This window comes from Saccharothrix sp. NRRL B-16348 (assembly GCF_001280085.1).
In the GTDB taxonomy this organism is placed as follows: Bacteria; Actinomycetota; Actinomycetes; order Mycobacteriales; family Pseudonocardiaceae; genus Actinosynnema.
Map to the genome: position 1 here is coordinate 20733 of NZ_LGED01000002.1, position 20262 is coordinate 40994.

Consider the following 20262-nt stretch of genomic DNA (forward strand, 5'->3'; position numbering starts at 1 on the left):
CGCGTGATCACGACGCGTTCGCGCTGAACGTGGTGCGCAGCCGGTCGTGGCGGAACTGGTGCACGGCGCCCGCTCTGGCCAGCAGTTCGCGGCGGTGGGCGTCGTCCAGGAAGCGCATCACGCGCCACGGCAGCCTGCCTCGCAGTGCCAGCCAGAAGCGTGCCAACTGGTAGGCGCCCCAGGCGTTGTTGAGGGCGAACAGCGTGCCGAAGACGACGCCCCACGGCAGGATCAGCGGGGACGTGAACGCCAGCGCGGTGTAGCAGAGCACGAAGGACGCGAAGACGAGGTAGGCGGCGTTCCGGCTGCGGCGCAACGTCATGCGTGGGCTCGACGCGTCCCAGCCGCCGAGCGGGGCGCGGGTGAAGCGGTCGAACCAGCGGACGTGCGCGCGGAGGACTGTGGGCACCGCCGAGCCGAACAGGAGGACGAACAGCAGGAGCCAGGGCTGGTGGACGGCGACCAGACCGAGGGCGCCGACCACCACGGTGAAAGCGCCGACGCCGACGACCAGTCGCGCGATCGCGGCGGCCCAGCGAAGCGGAGCCGCCCACGCCTTGCCCAGGGCCAGTCGGCTCGGGTAGAGCGGCTGGCGAGGCGCGGACGCGAGGAGCTTGGCCGCCGCCGCACCGCTGATCAAGGCGAACAACGCGGAGTCGCCGACGATCATCCACGGCTGCCGCTGCACCAGCTCGGGTGAATCCAGCAGGGTCGCGCCGAACCAGCTCGCGGCGGCGACCACCGCCGTGAGGAGGCCGGCCAGCAGGCCGAACACGTAACCCGGGACCGCGCTCTTCACCGTCCACCAGGCCAGGTCCGGCGTGGTGGAGCGGGCCAGGAACGCCAGCCACCGGGATGCCTTCGCCGGGGCGTAGCGCGGTTCCCGGCGGATCGCGCGCACCGTTTCCGGGGGCCGGGGCCTGGTGCGGTAGGCGTTCGGGAGGACCAGGCCGAGCAGGTGGGACTCGACCTGCGCCCGGTCGGCGCGGTCCGCCATCGCGAGCAGTTCGCCGGGGTGCCGCCACGGGTCGCGGTAGAGCTCGCGCGCGAGTTGGAGCATCAACGGGCTGGACAGCACCTCCGCCAGGCGACCGTGCGGGTGAGCGCGCAGGTGGTGCGCCACCGCGTCCCAACGGCGGTCGGGCAGCTCGGTGAGGAACTGGGCGGCCGACTCGGCGTCCACCGGTCGGGCCGCCACCACCGCCGCGCGGCCCAGGAGCGGCAGGTTGGCCGACCGCATCTGCTCGTAGTCGGCGCGGCGGCACGTGACGATCAGCGGGTAGTCGCCGGCCGCCGCGAAGTTCAGCGCCGTGACCGCCGCCCGCCGCAGGTCCAGCGGCAGTTCGTCGAGGCCGTCCAGCACGAGCACGATCCGGGGTTGGAGGACGAGGCGGAGCGGGGCGTCCGGACCGTAGGCACGGCGGTCGGTCAGCGCCGGGTAGTCCTCGGCCAACCGCCGGGCGGCCCACCGGTGCAGGTCCTCCGCCGGGTTCCACGACGAGATCGGCAGCAGCACGGGCACCGGATCGGCCGGTCGGCGCCGGGCCAGCAGGTCCAGGGTGAGCAGCAGCGCGGCGGACGTCTTGCCGGACGCCGCGTCGCCGACCACCACCAGTTGCTTCGACGCGACCGTGCGCCAGAAGTCCGCCAACGAGAGGTCACCGGGTACCGACCACCGGATCCGGACCGCACCGGGCACGAGCAGCGACCGCGCCTCGGCCTCGCGCAACCACTGCCGCCGCACCGCCCCGGCCAGGTCCTCGACGGCCCGGTCGAGCGGGCTCGCGGTCCGCTCACCGATCTGCAGGTAGAGGTCCCGACCCGCCTGACCGATGATCGATCCGTGATCCGCATGCGCGTACGGCGACGACACAAGGGCAAGATAGCCCGACCGTGCGGTGCGGACTCCGCAATTCGAGGGAGCGGCTACGTCGTGCTGGAGGACGGGGAATCGCGCCGGACCTGCCGGAACGACTCGCACCCAGTCACGTCCGCCGCCATGTAGGCCGGGTCTCAGGACGCGCAGTCGGTCACCAGGTTCGCGCCGGCGACGCCCTTGGTCGAGCACCCCTGCTGTGAGAGGGATGCTCGACCGAGGGCTGCTTCCGCAGGGTGCCGCGGCCGGTTCAGGCGCGTTGGCTCCACTGCTGGTTGGCGCCGGTGCCGCAGGTCCACAGGATGAGCCTGGTGCCGTTCGCCGTGCCGGCGCCGTTGGCGTCCAGGCACAACCCGGACTGCACGCCGGAGATGGTGCCGTTGGCGTTGATGTTCCACTGCTGGTTGGTCTGGCTGTTGCAGTCCCAGATCACGACCGCGGTGCCGTTGGTGGTGCCCCGGTTGGAGGCGTCCAGGCACTTGTTGCCGAACACCTGCAGCTGCTTGCCCGCGGTGTGGGTGAAGCGCTGGTTGGTGCCGCCGTGGCAGTCCCACAGCTGGGCCTGGGCGCCGTTCGTCGCGGACGCGCCGCTGATGTCGACGCACCGGCCGGACTGGCCGCCCACGATCATGGCGCTCTGCTGGGCGCCACCCGTCCGCCGGACGAGCGACTTCGACTCGGCCGACCGGTTCCCCTGCGCGTCCACGACGTACAGCCGGTACTCACCGGACGAGGTCGGCACGCCGATGGTCGTCGCGGTGCCGGTCGCCCTGGTCATCGTCGGGCCGGCGACGAAGTTGGTCGTGCCCGGGGGTGCCAACCAGACCGACTTGGTCGCGTCGCCGATGCTGCGGATGGGGATCGACGTAGCCCCGGCCGCGAGGAACGTGCTCGCCGGCAGGACGTAGTCCGGCGCGGAGAGGTTGCCCTGCGGGATGATGTCCCGGTACGCGTCCTCCAGCCCGGAGTTCACCGCGACACCGTAGGCCGCCGCCGGCCAGACGTAGTCGGGGTAGGCGAGGATGTCCTGGATGGTGCTGTTCGGCAGGTTCTTGTTGGAGACCTTGTTGATCGGCCCGTACGTCTGCGTGATGCTCAGGTCGTGCTTGCGGCCGAAGTCGTCGGAGTTGATGAGCCAGGTGATGTTCGGGTCCACGCTCAGGACGTTGTCGCGGAAGGTGATGAACGCCGAGCCCTCGTCCGGGTGGAGTCCGTACTTGTGGCCGGACGGGACGCCTTGCAGGTAGTTGTTGGTGATCGTGGTTCCCGGCTGGCTGCCCAGCGTGTAGATGGGTGCCGTGTCGCTGAGGCGCTGCACCGTGTCGATGATGTGGTTGTGGCTGATGGTGTTGTTCTTCGCCGTGGTGGTCGGCCGGTTGGGGACGATCGAGCCGGACGACCCGTCGAAGTTCCACCAGCCCCAGCCGAGCGTGATGCCCGACCACGGGCTCTTCTCGATCCGGTTGCGCTGGATCGTGAGGGTGTCGGCGAAGTAGGCGGAGATGGGGCTGTGCCCGTTGAACAACACCGCGCTGTCGTAGAGGTAGTTGTTCTTGATCTCGATGTTCTTGGGCAGCCCTTCGACCTGGGCCGAGTACTTCTCGCGGTTGGTCGCCGTGTGGTCCCCGATGTAGACGTGCTGGGGATGGCCCACGGTGATGGCCGAGCCGGCGATGTCGTTGGTGACGTTCCCCGTCAACTGCGTGTTCTGCACGTCGTTGACCATGTTGATCCCGTCGGCGCCGGTGTGCTGGACCCGGTTGCGCTGCAGGACTATCCCGTCGGCGTTCTGGATGTGGATCACGCCGGGCGTGACGTCGACGTTGCGGTAGTAGTAGACGTGGAAGTTGCCCCGCGCGTACGCGGTGTTGCCCAGGTTGCCCTGCTGCGCCTGCTTCAGCACGGAGCCCGCGACGGTGAACAGGTTCCAGTCGGAGTGCTGGACCGTGAGGCCGACGAACGAGATGTTCCGCACGTGGCTGGTCGTGGACGTGCCGGCGACCCGCAGGAGGGACGACACGTTGTTCGGCGCGAAGACCGAGGCGGTCGTCATGTTCTCCGAGTTGGCCTTGTAGTAGTAGACGGTCTTGGCGGCCTTGTCGAAGTAGAACTCGCCCGGCGCGTCCAGGAACTCGTAGGCGTTCATGAACTTGTGGCTGCCGCCGATCTGGGCGTTGCCGTTGAACGCGCCTTGGGCGATGGCCGCGCCCGGCTGCTGGAACAGCGCCACCCGGCTCGCGCCGTCAGAGCTCGTGGTGATCTGCCGGACTCCCACGATGGCGGTCGTCCAGGTCGTCCCGGTCTCGATCTCGACGTCGTCGTGGTTGCGGGCGATCGCGGGCAGGTCGCCCATGTTGTACCTGGCACCGTCGCACTGCGAGCCCGACTCCCACGCCCACGGCGCCTGCCCGGCAGTGATGTTGTACGTGCCGTAGCACCCCTGCGAGCTGATCGTCTTGGACGCCATCAACGCCCGCTTGTCGTTGACGTAGAGCGCCCGCAGCTTGTTGTCGCGGTTGAGCGGGGCCTTCCAGATGTTGCCGCTGTGCTGGGTCCAGCCGGTCACCTGGACGCCACCGTCCAGCACCGGTGTCTCGTTCTGGTACGCGGCGTACACGACCCGGAAACCGTTCGTGCCCGAGTCGCTCGGCGTGAATTCGATGGTGCTGCTCACGGGGTGGTTCCCGCCGCGAAGGTATACGTAGATGTCGCCGGTCATGTTCGCGTTCACCGTGCGAACGACGTCCCGTGCGCGCTGCACGGTCTTGAACGGCGCCGTGATGGTCCCGGCGTTGGCGTCGTTGCCGTCGGGCGCCACGTAGTACGTCGCCTGGGTGGCGGCCGAGGCCCGGGTGGGGTCTGCGACGGCCGGCAGCAGCGCAGCGGACACGAACACCGCAAGGGTCACCAATACTCTCGCGGCGGTGGTGGCTGGTCTCACCTTCTTCTACCTTTCGCTTGGTTTCCGCATGGGCATGTTCGCCGCGCACGCTGTGGTGGCGTGCTTTGTGCGTCAACGGGAAGGCGGGGAACGCCTTGATGACCGCGGCGCGCGAGACCCGGAGCGCGGCCGTCGCGGTTGTCACGGTCGAGCGGGCGCGTCAGGGCGATTCGCGGTGCGACCGTCCGCGGCGCTCGCCAGGGCGAAGGCACCGGCGACAGGCGCCACGCGCACTTCGCGATCCAGGCGGCGCGCTACTGCCGATCGCGCGGATCCAGCCCCTCATGAGCACTCCACTTCGCTGTGGCACCTACGCGGCACCTGCCGGTCGGACCGGGCAGGCGAACCTCTGAGGATGTGTGCTACTTATCTGACCGCTCGACCCGCACGCGTGTCGAACGACGTGATGTGCGGGCACCGCTATTTGCCGTGGTGCAGGCAGGATGCGGGCACCCGGCTCGGTAGTCTATGAGAGCAGCAGGGTCACTCGACGTCAAGGATAAGCGGGCTTATTTTAGCGCTCGGCGGCCTGCCTGCCAGCGGGTCGAAAATGTTTCGTCGGCTGCCGGCGGATGAGCCGCCCGGTGTCGACTCGCGGTCGCGCGCGAATGGCCTTGCGCCGAGGGGACCGAATGCCGGCCGGTGGCCAGGCAGGACATGGCCGGGCGCGGTGAACCGGCCCAGTACCGGTTCACCGCGCCCGGTCGGTCCCCGCGACCGGTGTCGCGAGTGCCCCCCGGCGCCGCGACCCTCCCCCCTGAGTGGGCCGCGGCGCCGGTCACCAGTGTGTGCGGTCGGCCGTGCGGATGGCTTGCAGGTTTCCGCAATCCGCAGGTCAGGCCCCGGATGACCGGGTGAGCACCAGTGCCTCCCACGGGCGGAGGTCGACTCCTCCGGGTGAGATCAGCGCCTCCTCGGTGTTCGCCAGGACGACGTCGGCGGCGGACCACTCGCGGTCCAGGTCGACGGTCTGCGGGGTGCCGCTGAGGTTGGCCACGACGAGCAGGCGGGTGTCGTCCAGGGTGCGTTCGTAGGCGTAGACGTGCGGGTCGTCGGCCAGCAGCATGCGGAAGTCGCCGAGGGCGACGACGGGGAGCTCGTGGCGCAGTCGGATGAGGCTGCGGTAGTGGTTGAAGACGGAGCGCGGGTCGTCGTACTGGACCTGGGCGTTGAGCCAGGTGTGGTTGGGGTTGACCGCGAGCCACGGTTCGCCGGTGGTGAAGCCGGCGTTCGGGGTCGCGTCCCACTGCACGGGCGTGCGGGCGTTGTCGCGGCCCATCGCGCGCAGACCGCGCAGCACCGATTCGGGATCGCCACCGGCGGCGACGGAGTGGCGGTAGTGGTTGAGCGATTCGACGTCACGCATCTCGTGCACGCCGGCGAACGGGGCGTTCGTCATCCCCAACTCCTCGCCCTGGTAGACGAACGGTGTGCCGCGGTGCAGGTGCAGCACGGTCGCCAGCGCCGTCGCCGACTCGCGCCAGTGCTCGCCGTCGTCGCCGAACCGGGACACCACGCGCGGTTGGTCGTGGTTGTTCCAGTACAGGCTGTTCCAGCCGACGTCCGCCAGCGCGGTCTGCCACCGGCCCAACGACGCCTTCAGGTCACGCAGGTCCAGCGGCTTCGGGTCGAACTTGCCGCCGGGCCCCTGGTCGAGCCAGACGTGCTCGAACTGGAACACCATGTCCAGCTCGCCCCGTGCCGGGTCGGTGAACAGCCGGGCCTGTTCCCACGTCACGCCCGGCATCTCCCCCACGGTCAGGAACTCGCCGACCCGGCCCTCGAACACCTCGCGGTTCATCTCGCGCAGGAAGTCGTGCACGCCGGGGCGGGTGGCGACGTGCGGGAACACGTCGCCGAGCCCGCCGACGCCGGTCGTGGCGCCGTCGGGCAGGTCGGGATCCTTCGAGATGAGGTTGATGACGTCCATCCGGAAGCCGTCCACGCCCCGGTCCAGCCACCACCGCATCATCGCGTACACCGCCTGCCGGACCTCGGGGTTCTCCCAGTTGAGGTCGGGCTGCTTGCTGTCGAACAGGTGCAGGTAGTACTCCCCCGTGGCCTCGTCCAACGTCCAGGTCGGGCCGGAGAAGAACGAGCCCCAGTTCGTCGGCTCGGCGCCCGGCTGCCCGGCCTCGAAGCCCTCCCGCGGCGGGCGCCACCAGTACCAGTCCCGCTTCGGGTTGTCGCGCGACGACCGGGACTCCACGAACCACGGGTGCTCGTCGGACGTGTGGTTGACCACCAGGTCCATGACCAGCTTCATGCCCCGGGCGTGCACCTGCGCCAGCAGTTCGTCGAAGTCCTCCAACGTGCCGAACACCGGGTCGATCGCCTGGTAGTCGGAGATGTCGTAGCCGTTGTCGGCGTGCGGGGACGCGTAGACCGGCGACAGCCAGATCACGTCCACACCCAGGCGTTCCAGGTGGTCCAGCCGGGACGTCAGCCCGGCCAGGTCACCCACGCCGTCGCCGTCGGAGTCGGCGAAGCTGCGCGGGTACACCTGGTACACCACGGCCGAGGTCCACCACGGCGCGGTGGTCGGGTTTGCCAAGGTCTGGTCCAGAGCCATGTGCCATCCTCACCCGGTTCGTCGAACGTCGTCCCAGTCCACCACTACCCGCGCGGCGGCGCATCCGACACCACGCTCCCCCTTCGGACGCACGCCCGGACCACCGAATATGCGTCCGATGTGGACGGTCAACGCGGGGCACACCGCCGACGACGAGGTGAGCAGCGTCCACACGTGGTCGCGGAAAGTGGCCGGGCTGTCCGACGGCCGAGGCCGGTCAGGCGGGCAGGCCGGCCGCGGTCCGCTCGGGCACGCGGAGCAGCGTGATGACGGTGTTGGTGCGCACCCGGAAGCCCAGGGACTCGTACAGCCGGATCGCGGAGGTGTTGGCGGCGGTGGCGTGCATCAGCGCCTGCTCGCCGCGGGCCCGGATCCCGGCGGCGACGGCGAGCACGAGTCGGGTGGCCAGGCCCAGGCCGCGGTGGGCGGGATCGGTGCACACGGCGCTGATCTCCCGCCACCCCGGCGGGTGGAGGCGTTCGCCCGCCATCGCGATCAGCGCGCCGTCCCGCCGGATGCCCAGGTACGTGCCCATCTCCACGGTCCGCGGCCGGAACGGTCCCGGTTGGGTGCGCTCCACCAGGTCCAGCATCTCCGGCACGTCGGCGGGGCCGAGCCGGACCGCCTCGGCGTCCTCGGCGACCCGCACGTCGTCCTCGACCAGTTGCACGACGTCGAACCGCTCGACCAGTTCCCAGTCGGCGGGCGGCGCGAACGACGAGATGATCGGCACGATCGCGGCCGGGCCTGCGAGCGCGGCGACGTCGGACCACACCCGGTCGTCGGGCTCGTCGGGCAGCGCCACGAACGGCGCCACGTCCGACGGGTAGCGCAGCACCCGGCCGTGCCGTTCGGCGAAGTGGGCGTGCGGCCCGGTCAACGACGTCCAGGCCGGGTTGTCCAACGGCGAGGCCATGCGCGTACCCCCAGTAGTTCGCGACCGGATCGATCATGCGTGCCGCCGGGACGATCTGTCCACCTCCCTATCGCTCTCGGCGGAATCCGTCCTGGGCTGAACGCGCGGGATCGGGACGTGCCCCGGGTGGGCGGTGTCGCTAACGTCCGCCGCATGGCGCGCCGACTGGGTCCGGACTTCGCGAGGCTGTGGTTCGCCTCCGCCGTGTCCAACTTCGGCGACGGCATGACGATGGCCGCCGGTCCCCTGCTGCTGGCCTCGCTCACCGACGATCCGGCGCTGGTGGCGGGCGCGGTGTTCGCCCAGCAACTGCCGTGGCTGTTGTTCTCGCTGGTCAGCGGTGTGATCGTGGACCGGTTCGACCGGCGGAGGCTGGCCGTGGCGGCGAACCTGGCCCGCGGCGCGATCGTGGCCGGGCTGGCCGTGGCGATCTGGACGGGGCACGCGTCGGTGCCGGTCGTGTACGCGTGCCTGTTCCTGCTCGGCGTCGGTGAGACGATCGCGGACAACGCGTCGTCGGCGTTGCTGCCGGCGGTGGTCGCCGCGGACCAGCTGCCGCGGGCCAACTCGCGGCTGATGGCCACGCACGTCCTCGGCGGGCAACTCGTGGCGCCGCCGGTCGGCGCGGCGTTGTTCGTGGTCGCCGCCGCGGTGCCGTTCGGGCTGGACGCGGCCAGTTTCGTGATCGCGGCGGTGCTGATCGCGGTGCTGCGGAACGTGCCCGCGCAGGCGCCGGTCGAGCGGCGGACGGTGCGGGCGGAGATCGGCGAGGGGTTGCGGTGGCTGTGGCGGCACGAGGTGCTGCGGACGCTCGGGCTCTGCCTGTGCCTGATGAACCTGACGCTCATGGGCGCGGTGTCGATCCTGGTGCTGTACTCCGGTGAACGGCTCGGCCTCGACCCGAGGTGGTTCGGCCTGCTGCTCAGCGCGATCGCGGTCGGCGGCCTGCTCGGCACGGCGGTCTCGAGCCGGTTGATCGACCGGTTCGGGCCGACCGCGCTGCTGCGGGTCGGCCTGGTGATCGAGGCGGGCACCCACCTGGGGTTGGCGTTGGCCCGTGACGTGTGGGTCGTGGGCGCGATCCTCGCGGTGTTCGGCGTGCACGCGGTGGTGTGGAACGTGATCACGCAGTCCATCCGGCAGCGCGAGGTGCCCGACGAGCTGCGCGGCCGGGTGGGCAGCGCCTACTTCCTGCTCAGCGTGGGCGGGTCCGCGCTGGGCGCGCTCGTCGGCGGCCTGCTGGCCCGCCAGTTCGGCATCACCACGCCGTTCTGGTTCGCGGTCGCGGTGGTGGCGGGCGTGGCCGTGGTCGCGTGGCGGCCGTTCGCGGCGGCGACCGACCTGCACCGGTCGGCCGCCGCCGCGACGTGATCACACCACCCGGCCGTCCTCCAGGTGCAGGCGCGTGCCGTCGAACCCGGCCCGCGTGCGCCGGTCGTGCGTGACCACGACCAGCGCGCCCGGGTAGTCCGCCAACGCCCGGTCCAGGTCCTCGACCAGGCCCGGTGACAGGTGGTTGGTCGGCTCGTCCAGCAGCAGCAGGTCGACCGGCCTGGTCACCAGTCGGGCCAGCTCGACGCGCCGCCGCTGCCCGTAGGACAGCTCGCCGACCCACGTCCGCAGGTCGCGGCGGTCGAACAGGCCCAGGGCCAGCAGTGCGTCGACGTGCTCGTCCGGGTGACCGGGCAGGCCCTCGGCGAACGCCTGGAGCACGGTCAGCTCCGGTCGCCAACCCGCTTCCTCCTGCCGCAGGTGCCCGACCCGCCCCGGCACGTCGACCACGCCGGCGTCCGGGCTCAGCTCACCGCTGAGCACCCGCAGGAGCGTGGTCTTGCCCGCGCCGTTGGGGCCGGTCACCAGCAGCCGCTCACCCGGTCGCACGGTCAGGCGCGGCAACAGGAGCCGGTCGCCGACCCGCACGTCCGACAGCTCGGCCGCCCACTCCGTCGCGCCGCCGCCCCCGCCGAGCCGCGCGGAGAACCGCAACGGCTGCGGCGGCGGCGCGACCGGGTTCCCGGTCAGGCGCGCCCGGCGTTCCTTGGCGTTGCGGATGCGGCTCATCGCGCCGTGGGCCCGGCCCCTGGCCCGGAACGGGCCGCCGCCGAACCCGGCCTTGTCCATCTTCCGGGGGATCTCGCCCAACCGTCGCGCGGCCGAGGCGAGCAGCCGTTCCTGTCGGGCCAGCTCGGCCCGCCACTCCTCGTGCTCGCGCAGCCGCCGTGCCCGGTCCGCCGCCTTGGCGGCCAGGTAGCCGTCGTAGCCGTCGCCGAACCGGGCCACGCGTCCCGCCTCGATCTCGACGATGGTCGACGTGACGCGCTCCAGGAACACGCGGTCGTGGGTGATCGCGACGACGGTCCCGGTGTGCCGGGCCAGGCGCCGTTCCAGCCAGGCCACGGCCTGGTCGTCCAGGTCGTTGGTCGGCTCGTCCAGCAGCAGCAGTTCCGGCGAGGACGCCAGCGTCGCGGCCAGCGCGAGCCGCGACCGCTCGCCGCCGGACAACGTGCCCAGCGCCCGCCGGCGGTCCAACCCGGGCAGCCCCAAGCCGTGCAGGGCCACGTCGACCCTCGTGTCGGCCTCGTAGCCGCCCCTCGCCTCGAACCGCTCGACGAGGGACGCGTAGTGCTCCGGGTCGGCGTGCGGTCCGGCCAGCTCGGCTTCGGCCCGGCGCATCCGGGCCTCCAGCTCGCGCAGGTCGGCCAGCGCGAGGTCGACGGCGTCGGCCACGGTGGCGTGCGGCGGCAGGTCCAGCGTCTGGGCCAGGTACCCGATCCCGCCGGGCGAGACCACGGTGACCTCGCCGTTGTCGGCCGCCACCCGGCCCGCGACCAGGGCGAGGAGGGTGGACTTGCCGGATCCGTTGTCGCCGATCACGCCGACCTTCTCGCCGGGCTTGACGGACAACGAGACCGCGTCGAGCACGACGTGGCCGTGGTAGCTCTTGGTGACGTCGTGCAGGGCCAGTTGCGCCACTAGGGCGTGATGCGCGGTGCGCAAGGCAGACTCCTGTTCCCGGCGTGGCAACGCCGAGTCATCGGTGCGGAGGGTGTGGAGAAGCGCTCGCGGAGCGTGGCTCGACGCGAGCGAATTGCCCGATGATCACAGGAAGTACAACATCGCCCGAAACCCTAGCCGAACCATCCCGTGCGGCGATACGTGACGGGCGACACACCTTATTCCATCTCGCCGCCCGGTTTGAGTCGTCTAGACTCAAACTATGTTCACCAGGGACGAAGCGCTCGAACGAGTCGAACGGGCGGGCTCGGCGGCCGACTTGTTCGGCCCGTTCGACCCGGACCCGGCCCGCCGCAAGGAGGCACAGCGGCTCTACCACGCGCTCGCCGCCGTGCTGCACCCCGACCGGGTCGGCGCGGACGACACCAGGGCGCACGCGGCGTCGGCCGAGCTGACCCGGCTGCACCACGAATGGCGGCACGGCACGTCGGTCGAGCTGCGCACCGACCGCGCCACCTACCGGCTCGCCGAACGGCACGCGGTCGGCAGCGTCGCCAACGCCTACCTCACCGACGGCCCGAACGTGGTCAAGGTCGTGCGCAACCCCGCGCTCAACCCCCTCCTGCACGCCGAGTGGGACGCGCTGCGCCGACTCGCCCGCTTCACCGACCAGCACCGCTGGCTGCGCCCCTACTACCCCCACCTCGTCGACACCTCCGGCGACGTCGCCCGCGGCTCACGCGCCTTCACCGTGCTCGCACCGCTCGTGGACGGGTTCGTGACCCTCGCCGAGGTGCGGCGGGCGTTCCCGCACGGCCTGGACGGCCGCGACTACGCCTGGATGCACCGCAGGCTGCTGCGGGCGATCGCCGGCGCGCACCGCATCGGCCTCGTGCACGGCGCGATCGTCGCCGAGAACGTCCTGGTGCACCCCGAACAGCACGGCGTCGTGCTGGCCGGCTGGACGTTCGCGGTCAGCGCGGGCGAACGACCCCTCGCCACCGACAAGACCATCCCCTACCCGCCGGAAGTCCACGCCGGACGACCGGTCACCCCCGCCACCGACGTCCACATGGCACACACGCTGATGCTGGACCTCCTGGCGGACCGCGAGACCGCGCAACGCAGGTTCGCCCGCGGCTGCACCCAGGACGACCCGACCAGACGACCGGACGCCGTCGACCTGCTCACCGAGTACGACGACCTGCTCGAAGACCTCTACGGCGAACGGACCTTCCGCCCGTTCGCACTACCCAGGACAGGAGCCTGACATGGGACACGGCAAGTGGGACGACAACGCCTACAAGGCGGCCACGACCTTCCGCGCCGCCAAGGGCATCGACGACTTCGGCTACACCGCCACGATGCGGTCGCGCCCGGCCAAGGAGTGGAAGGCCGACCCGTCGCTCGACCCGAAGGGCGTGGCCGCGCGCGAGTGCCGCGACTCGCCCGACCACGCCGACTCGACGCCGATCGCGGTGCTGTTCGACGTCACCGGCTCGATGGGCCGCGTGCCGCAGATCATGCAGCGCAAGCTCGGCAAGCTGCACGGCCTGCTGCAGCGCAAGGGCTACCTCACCGACCCGCAGCTGATGTTCGGCGGCATCGGCGACGCCGACAGCGACCGCGTGCCGCTGCAGGTCGGCCAGTTCGAGTCGGACAACCGGATGGACGAGCAGCTGCGCACCATCTTCCTGGAGGGCAACGGCGGCGGCCAGAAGAGCGAGTCCTACGAGCTGGCGGCGTACTTCGTGGCCCGGCACGTGGTCACCGACGCGTGGCAGAAGCGCGGCCGCAAGGGCTACCTGTTCCTCATCGGCGACGAGCTGAACAAGCCCCGCCTGGAGGCGCGGCACATCCGCCGGATCATCGGCGACGACATCAAGGAGGACATCGACCCGGCCTCGGTGTACCGGGAGCTGAGCCGCAAGTGGCACGTGTACTTCGTGCTGCCCAACCAGTCGTCGTACTTCCACGACGAGCAGATCGCCGACCACTGGCGCGACCTGCTCGGCCAGCGCTTCCTCAAGCTGGACGACCCCGGCGCGGTGTGCGAGCTGATCGCCGCCACCATCGGCATGGAGGAACGGGTCGTCGACCTCGACCAGGCGATGGTGGACCTGGCGGAGATCGGCTCGGTCGCGGAGAGCCGGGCCGTCGGCAAGGCGCTGGTCCACGTCGGCGGCAAGACGGTCGCCACCACCGCCACTCCCCCGGCCCTCGACGGCCCCGACGACGTCACGCTGACGTGATGGACGGGCACGTCATCGTCGTGGGCCTCGGGTTCGGCGACGAGGGCAAGGGAGCCGTCGTCGACGCCCTCTGCCACGACGCCCTCCTGCACGACGCCCCCGTGACGTCGGTGGTCCGGTTCAACGGCGGCGCGCAGGCCGCGCACAACGTCGTCGTCGGGGACCGGCACCACACGTTCAGCCAGTTCGGGTCCGGCACGCTCGCGGGCGTGCCGACCCACCTCTCCCGGCACGTCCTGGTCGAGCCGATCGCCCTGGCCACCGAGTCGCGCGAGCTGGCGGAACTGGGCGTCGCCGACCCGCTGCGACTGCTGTCCATCGACGCCGACGCCCTGCTCACCACCCCGATCCACGTCGCCGCCAACCGTGCCCGCGAGGACGCTCGCGGGCACGCCCGGCACGGGTCGTGCGGCAAGGGCATCGGCGAGACCACCTGGTACGGGCTGCTCGCCGCCCGCGGCGCGGCGGCGGGCGACGTGGTCGAGGACCAGGAGGTGACCGGCGAACCCGGCCCGCCGCCGACGGTCGGCGACTGCGCCCACCCGGCCGTGCTGCGCGCCAAGCTCGACGCCCTGGCCCGCTTCTACGAGCCGCTGATCGGCGCCGGACGGTCCGTGGACGACCTCGTGGCGCTGTACCGGGACTTCGCGGGCGCGGTCCGCGTCACGACCGGCGACGAAGTGGGCCGCCTGGCCGAGCACGGGCGACTGGTGTTCGAAGGTGCCCAAGGCGTGCTGCTCGACCAGTGGCGGGGTTTCCACCCGCACACCACGTGGTCCACCGTCACCCCCGACAACGCCCGCGAGCTGCTCGGACACCGCCGCGCCACCGTCCTCGGCGTGACCCGGACCTACCAGACCCGGCACGGCGCCGGACCGTTCCCCACCGAGGACGACCGCGTGCTCGCGCGGTTCCCCGAACGCCACAACGGCACCGGCGAGTACCAGGGCGCGTGGCGCGCCGGACACCTCGACGCCGTGCTGCTGCGGTACGCGGTGGACGCGTGCGGCGGGGTCGACGGGTTGGCCGTCACGCACCTGGACGCGCCCGACCTGCACGTCGCCACCGCCTACGACGCCCCCCTGCCGACCACGGACCTGACCGCGTTCCTGGACCACCGCACGCCGACCCTGACCGCCCTGCCCGACCCGGCGACCTGGCTGGCGGACCACCTCGACGTGCCGGTCCTGGTCACCGGCGCCGGCCCCGACCGCGCGGACTACACCGTGCGGGCACCGGCGCTGCGCTGAATGCGGGAGAATCGGGCCATGATCGAGTCGACCCCCGTGTCGGTGGACGTGCTGGCGCTGCGCTTCGACCCGACCGCGCGCGCCGTGCTCCTCGGCATCGCGCCCCGCGCCCTCGAGCCGTTCGCTGGAGTCCTCGCCCTGCCCGGCGTCCTGCTGGGCAAGGGCGAACGGCTGCGTGACGCGGCACGGCGCGCGGTCACCGGCAAGCTCGGCGTGCCCGAAGCGGCGATCTCCGCCTCCGGTCAGCTGACCACGTTCGACGAGCCCTCCCGCGACCCGCGCGGACCCACGCTGTCCATCGCCCTGTGGGCCACCATCGACCCCGGCAAGCTCACCGGCGACGGCCCGACGTGGACACCGCTCGCCGACGTGCCGCCGCTGGCGTTCGACCACGACCGCATCGTCCACGACTGCCGCCCGATCCTCGCCGACCACCTCTGGCGCGACACCGCGTTCACCGCCGGCCTCCTCGGCCGCGAGTTCACCACCGCGCACGCCCTCGACGTCACCGAATCCCTGACCGGCGACCGGCCCTACCCCGCCAACCTCGGCCGCACCATGGAACGCGTGCCCGGCCTGGAACGCACCGCGCAGCACGCCGCCGCACTGCCCAAAGGCGGACGGCCCCCGTCGGTCTGGCGCTGGACCCCGTAGTCCGCCGGTCGCACCACGCGACAATCCCGTCTCCGATCGTGTGACGGACATGCCACGACGGGTGACGCCACCAAGGTTGCCTTGATCCGCGTGACAACCACGACCGACCATGCCTCAGGGGGCCGGCGAGAACACCTGGAGCGCCTGATGCCACTCAAGGCACAAATCGCGGACCTGTCACGCTTCCAGCAGCTGCTGGTCGGCACGTGGACGAACCAGAACCTGCCCGGCACGACCAAGGGCGACCAGACCGACCCGTACTCGTACAACGTGATGCCCCTGCCGCAGCAGTCACCCCAGAACGGGAACGACTTCGGGTACATCCTCAAGAACTTCCGGTACTACGAGACGATCGTGTTCAAGGACACGGACGACGTGGCCAGCCCGGTCACCGCGCCGAACCGGGGCGGCACCTACCAGCAGACGCCGTACGTGCTGTTCTACGACCAGCAGATCCGCTTCGCCGAAGGCCCCGGCATCGACACCATCGTCCACGAGGAGAACGGGGCGTGGCTCCACCTGCAGACGGAGAAGCAGCAGATCGGCCCCTACGCGACGAGCCCCCCGACCTACGAGCCGGGCGACCCCGAACCACAACCCCCGACCCAGACGATCTGCAAGCAGATCTCGGTGCCGCACGGCGTCTCGGTCCTGGCCCTGGGCAGCTGCTCGGACCACATCTTCGCGCCGCTGATCCCCAACGCGGACCCGCCTCTGCCCACCCCGACCGGCCTGAACACCTCTCCGTACCAGGACACCCTCACCGCTCCGGACAACTACCAGAACCCGCATCCCGTCCTGACCGAACAGATCACCCTGCCGCTCCAGGCCGCGATCGTGGACCTCGTCGGCGCCGACCACCCCATCTCCAACTACATCCACTGCCAGGTCGACACCGCCAACGGCGGCGGGGTGATGAACATCCCGTTCGAACAGCGGAGGGCGGCGCTCACCGGCTACAGCGCGGACTACTGGCTCATGTCGCTCGACGGCGGGACCAACTACGACATCCTCGCCTACACCCAGCGGATCGTGCTCGACCTCCTGATCGGCGACAACCACTACACCTTCCCCCACCCGACGTCCAACGTCCTCACCAGGGTGAAGATGATGTGACGCCGCTGTGGACCGACCTCGACCCGGCCCTGCCGCGGCGGGAACGCTCCGCCGTGACCGGGCCGGGTCACGCCACTCCTAGAGACGGGTGCCGAGATCCTCCGGCATCTGCTTGCTGATCAGCCACAGGACGCTGTTGTCCCCGCCGAGCGCCGGGTAGTGCGGCAACACCCGCTCGCACAGCTCCTTCAAGTGCCGGGTCATCGGCACGTCGTCTGGGAACTCGTAGTACTCGAACGTCGGCGCGGCGTGCAGGTCGTGGTGCAGCTCCTTGGTGATCGGCGTGCGCACCAACTCCTTGATCACACCGAACAGCAGGCCCTGCATCGCCGCGACGAACACCCGCTCCAACCCGTAACGCCGGCTCGTCGCGCCCGGCTTCACGTCCTTCCCCGAGGTGTTGTAGAGCTCGTCCAGCAGCGCGAGCACGTAGGTGTAGGCGGCGGACGCCAACACTCCGAGGTCGCGGACAGGACCCTCCGGGTAATCGGCCACACGCGGGTTCTCGGGCACGTGGTAGACGTCGCCGATCGGTTCCCAGCCGTCGGCGATGCGCTTGAACTTCACGTAGTGCGGCGCCTCGAACAGACCCGTCGCCAGGTCCTCCCTCGGATCCGCCGGATCGATCGGCACCACCTGCTGGTCCGGGTCCATGCCCTCGCCCTGCTCCACGATCACGTTGATCGCGGTGAGCGCCGAGTGCAGGTCGTTCACGATGATCGGCGCGCCACCGCCGCCCTCGTTCCAGTAGGTGTTGGTGTACTGCAGGTCCAGCCGGTTGTGCTTGAACAGCTTCAGCTCCTGCTCGCCGGGCGGGCCCAGCCGGGTGGGCACGATGGGATCGACACCGCACAGCCGCTGGAAACCGTCGAAGATCGCCTTGTAGAACTGGCCGATCGTCTGGTACTCACCCGACTCCGCCGGCGCGCCCACCTTCGCCGGGAGCTCCAGCGGCATGAACACGTCCCGCACCAGGTCCGTGGTCAACGGGGCCAGCTTGAGCGTGAGCTCCGGCACCCGGTGCAACATCGGCGAGGGGAACGTCGGGACGAACTCCTTGTGCTGGAACTTGATGTGGTCGCCGCGACCGATCGCCACGATCAGGTTGCGCACCAGGGACAGGTGCAGCATCTCCTCGATCACGATGCTCTTGATCAACCGGAACGCGCCCGGCCCCGCCGACCACTGCGACACGTTGTCCGTCTTGATCGAGTACGCGGCGTACAAGTACAGCGGGATGGTCGACAGCTCCAACCGCGCCGCGTCGTAGAGGTGCGAGAACAGCGCATCGACCGAGTCGATCGGTTTGTCGGCCTTGGGAAGCTTGTACGCTGCGGGCACAGCGGTGTGGGTGGTGGTCATCGGTGGGACGTCCTTCCGTTGATTCCGACGATCAGTCGATCGGCCATCCAGGTGCGCAGGCACGCGTCGGTCTCCCCCGAGGTCAACCCGGCGTCGCCACCGGCCCGACCCAGGGGCGTGCCGGCCCGCAGGGCCGCCAGCAGCCGGTGACGGGGTTCGTCCAGCTCGGCCACCGTCACCACGAAGTCGGCGCGCGCCAACGCCAACCGGACGTCACCCGGCCGCGGCAGCGGCGGATCCTGACCGGCACGCACCGCGACGCTGAACGTGTGCACCGGGAAACCGGCCCGCACCAGCCGCAGGCACTCCACGGTGGACACCACCGTGTCGGCCCAACCCGGGTGACCGGGCCCCGGCGGGGCCGGTGGCGGTTCGCGGAACTCCGCACCGGCCGCGGCGTGCGCCTCGGTGAAGGCCCGCTCGAACCGGACGACGTCGTACAGCAGGTCGATCCACGGCTCCCGCTCCCCGGCAACCAGGTCCGGACGACCGGCGGCCAGGTGGTCCGCGAACCCCGCGCCGAGCGCCTCCAACGTGTAGCTGCGCGAAGGGCGGACCCGCAGGTACTCCCGGGCGAACTCCTCGAACAGCTCCGCGCCGAGCAGGTGCCGGGCGACCGGGTAGTGCGCGCTCAGGCAGTCGATCAACCGGGAGCGGTAACCGTGCTGGTAGATCGCCAGCCGTCGGTCGGCGGGCAGCCGCGCCGTCGCCACCACCACGTCCGCCACGTCACCGGCACCCGCCGGGTCCAGGATCGCACCCTGCAACCAGCTCTGGAGCCGGCGCAACCGCTCAGCCGACACGGGCCGTCCGCTCCCGCGCCTTGTCCAACTCGCCGGTCAGGACCGGGAACGGCGGGATCCGGTCGTCCCACTCCAGCAGCACCGACACCGACGGCAGCAGACCGGTCGTGAACTCGTACAGGTCCCACACCGGATCGGCCACCGGCTGGTCGTGCGTGTCGATCAGGTGCGTGCCGCGGTCCGTGTGCCCCGCCAGGTGCACGTACACGACCCGGTCGGCCGGCAGCGCCCGGACGTAGTCGTACGGGTCGAACTCGTGGTTCACCGCCGACACGTAGACGTTGTTCACGTCCAGCAGCAACCCGCACCCGGACTCCTCCGCCAACCGGGCCAGGAACTCGCACTCCGGCACGGTCGACTCCGTGAAACCCAGGTACGTGCTCGGGTTCTCCAGGACCAGCGGACGCTCCAGCACGTCCTGCGCGACCCGGACCCGGCGCACCACGTGGCGCAACGACTCCTCGGTCAGCGGCAGCGGCAGCAAGTCGTGCGTGTTCAACCCGAGGACACCGGTCCAGCACAAGTGGTCCGACACCCACGCGGCGCCCACACCGGTGGCCAGCCGCCCCACCCGCCGCAGGTAGTCCAGGTCGAGCGGATCCGTGCTCCCGATCGACAGCGACACGCCGTGCAGCACCACGGGGAACCGCTCGGCGACCTGGTCGAGCAGGTACCGGGCGTAACCGCCGTTGTCCAGGACGTTCTCCGTGATGACCTCGAACCAGTCCACCCCGGACGGCCCCCGCAGCACCTGGTCGGCGTGGCGCGAGCGCAGCCCGACGCCGAAGCCCAGCTCCGGCAGGCCGAGCCGGTCGGGCGCCGACATCAGACACGGCCCACGTAACGCGGCAGTTCGACAGCCATCCCGGGCTCCTCGGCCCGCCGGCCCTTCTCGGCCTTCTCGGTCCTCGGGGTCACGATCGGCCTCGCGTTCAGCGTGGCGAAGAGCTGCGCGCGATCCGTCTCGTACGCCGGCACCTTGTCGTTCGGGTAGCCCTCGCCGTGCGCCGGACCGAACGCCACGCCGGCGTCCCACATCCGCGCCTCGAACCGCGTGCGCGCCAACTTCCACACGCTGGTGCCCTTGAACGGACCCGCCGACGCCACCCGGCACTCGTTGATCGGGCTCGCGCAACTGCCGTTGGCGCTGCACGACTGCTCGCCCGGCTTGGTCTGCTCGAACTCGCTGCCGGCGTAACCGCAACCGCCCTGCCCGCGGCACTGGTTGTCGCCGTGGCAGACGTGCAACGCCGTGGCGCACGTCCCCTCGCCGGGCAGCTTCGCCTTGCCGGACTCGTCGTGCGCCTTGCAGGCGTTCAAACCCATGCACACGTGCAACTCGAGCACCGGCGCGGTCGCGGTCGTGGTCCGACCCTCCCGCGGGCCACCCGCCTCGTGGCTGGTCTCCCGCAGTTCCCGGCCCGCGGGCCCGCCGGTCAGGAACAGCGCCGCCTGCTCCGCCGACATCCCGTCATGGCCACCGTCACGTTGATCGTCCGTGCCGCCCATCTTCGCGACCACCTTCCGCAGCGGAGCACCACCCGGTTCCCGAGCAGAACCGGCCC

15 protein-coding genes are annotated in these 20262 nt (G+C 70.9%); 6 read left to right on the plus strand and 9 right to left on the minus strand.

All coding sequences use genetic code 11. The features are described 5' to 3' along the window. Positions 1-7 precede the first annotated feature (7 nt). The 4 genes from ADK67_RS02470 to ADK67_RS02485 all read right to left on the minus strand — a co-directional run bounded on the left by ADK67_RS02470 (position 8) and on the right by ADK67_RS02485 (position 8305). Complete coding sequence (locus ADK67_RS02470; protein WP_053714723.1) at positions 8-1873, minus strand: hypothetical protein; 1866 nt, start codon at positions 1871-1873, stop codon at positions 8-10. A gap of 253 nt (positions 1874-2126) precedes the next feature. Continuing rightward, complete coding sequence (locus tag ADK67_RS02475; RefSeq protein WP_197289235.1) at positions 2127-4766, minus strand: ricin-type beta-trefoil lectin domain protein; 2640 nt, start codon at positions 4764-4766, stop codon at positions 2127-2129. An 886-nt stretch (positions 4767-5652) separates the two neighbouring features. After that, positions 5653-7389, minus strand: a complete 1737-nt coding sequence (locus ADK67_RS02480; RefSeq protein ID WP_053714725.1) for a glycoside hydrolase family 13 protein — start codon at positions 7387-7389, stop codon at positions 5653-5655. 217 nt (positions 7390-7606) lie between these two features. Continuing rightward, on the minus strand, positions 7607-8305 hold the full coding sequence (locus ADK67_RS02485) for a GNAT family N-acetyltransferase (RefSeq protein WP_053714726.1): 699 nt from the start codon (positions 8303-8305) through the stop codon (positions 7607-7609). A 153-nt stretch (positions 8306-8458) separates the two neighbouring features. Here ADK67_RS02485 and ADK67_RS02490 point away from each other — a divergent pair, with 153 nt between their 5' ends. Continuing rightward, complete coding sequence (locus tag ADK67_RS02490; RefSeq protein WP_053714727.1) at positions 8459-9676, plus strand: MFS transporter; 1218 nt, start codon at positions 8459-8461, stop codon at positions 9674-9676. Here the strand turns inward: ADK67_RS02490 and ADK67_RS02495 are convergent, their stop codons facing one another. Beyond that, the gene (locus ADK67_RS02495; RefSeq protein ID WP_053714728.1) at positions 9677-11278 is read right to left on the minus strand and encodes a TlrC/CarA/OleB/SrmB family ABC-F type ribosomal protection protein; all 1602 of its coding nucleotides are present in this window, start codon (positions 11276-11278) and stop codon (positions 9677-9679) included. It lies immediately after the preceding gene. A gap of 244 nt (positions 11279-11522) precedes the next feature. Here ADK67_RS02495 and ADK67_RS02500 point away from each other — a divergent pair, with 244 nt between their 5' ends. The 5 genes from ADK67_RS02500 (at position 11523) to ADK67_RS02520 (ending at position 16532) form a co-directional block, all read left to right on the plus strand. Then, entirely contained in the window at positions 11523-12530 is a 1008-nt protein-coding gene (locus ADK67_RS02500; protein ID WP_053714729.1) for a protein kinase family protein, read from the plus strand. 1 nt (position 12531) lies between these two features. Further along, positions 12532-13512, plus strand: a complete 981-nt coding sequence (locus ADK67_RS02505; RefSeq protein WP_053714730.1) for a hypothetical protein — start codon at positions 12532-12534, stop codon at positions 13510-13512. Then, on the plus strand, positions 13512-14762 hold the full coding sequence (locus ADK67_RS02510) for an adenylosuccinate synthetase (RefSeq protein WP_053714731.1): 1251 nt from the start codon (positions 13512-13514) through the stop codon (positions 14760-14762). The genes ADK67_RS02505 and ADK67_RS02510 overlap by 1 nt, the downstream gene beginning before the upstream one ends. An 18-nt stretch (positions 14763-14780) precedes the next feature. Then, positions 14781-15416: an NUDIX hydrolase gene (locus tag ADK67_RS02515; RefSeq protein ID WP_053714817.1), complete on the plus strand. Its 636-nt coding sequence runs from the start codon at positions 14781-14783 to the stop codon at positions 15414-15416. Positions 15417-15563: 147 nt separating this feature from the next. Then, positions 15564-16532, plus strand: a complete 969-nt coding sequence (locus ADK67_RS02520; protein WP_053714732.1) for a heme-binding protein — start codon at positions 15564-15566, stop codon at positions 16530-16532. Between the two features lie 78 nt (positions 16533-16610). On the opposite strand, the gene ADK67_RS02525 is transcribed toward ADK67_RS02520, so the two are convergent. Genes ADK67_RS02525 through ADK67_RS02540 form a run of 4 tightly spaced genes read right to left on the minus strand, consistent with a single transcriptional unit; the run spans position 16611 to position 20218 of the window. Continuing rightward, positions 16611-17894 carry a ferritin-like domain-containing protein gene (locus ADK67_RS02525; protein ID WP_053714733.1) on the minus strand — a complete coding sequence of 428 codons (1284 nt, stop codon included), beginning with the start codon at positions 17892-17894 and terminating at the stop codon, positions 16611-16613. After that, positions 17891-18697 (minus strand): HvfC/BufC N-terminal domain-containing protein, encoded by an 807-nt coding sequence (locus tag ADK67_RS02530; RefSeq protein ID WP_053714734.1) that lies wholly within the window; start codon positions 18695-18697, stop codon positions 17891-17893. The genes ADK67_RS02525 and ADK67_RS02530 overlap by 4 nt, the downstream gene beginning before the upstream one ends. Continuing rightward, positions 18687-19523 carry an MNIO family bufferin maturase gene (gene bufB / locus ADK67_RS02535; protein WP_053714735.1) on the minus strand — a complete coding sequence of 279 codons (837 nt, stop codon included), beginning with the start codon at positions 19521-19523 and terminating at the stop codon, positions 18687-18689. The genes ADK67_RS02530 and bufB overlap by 11 nt, the downstream gene beginning before the upstream one ends. Then, on the minus strand, positions 19523-20218 hold the full coding sequence (locus tag ADK67_RS02540; RefSeq protein ID WP_053714736.1) for a hypothetical protein: 696 nt from the start codon (positions 20216-20218) through the stop codon (positions 19523-19525). Before ADK67_RS02540 ends, bufB begins: the two co-directional genes overlap by 1 nt. Positions 20219-20262 lie beyond the last annotated feature (44 nt).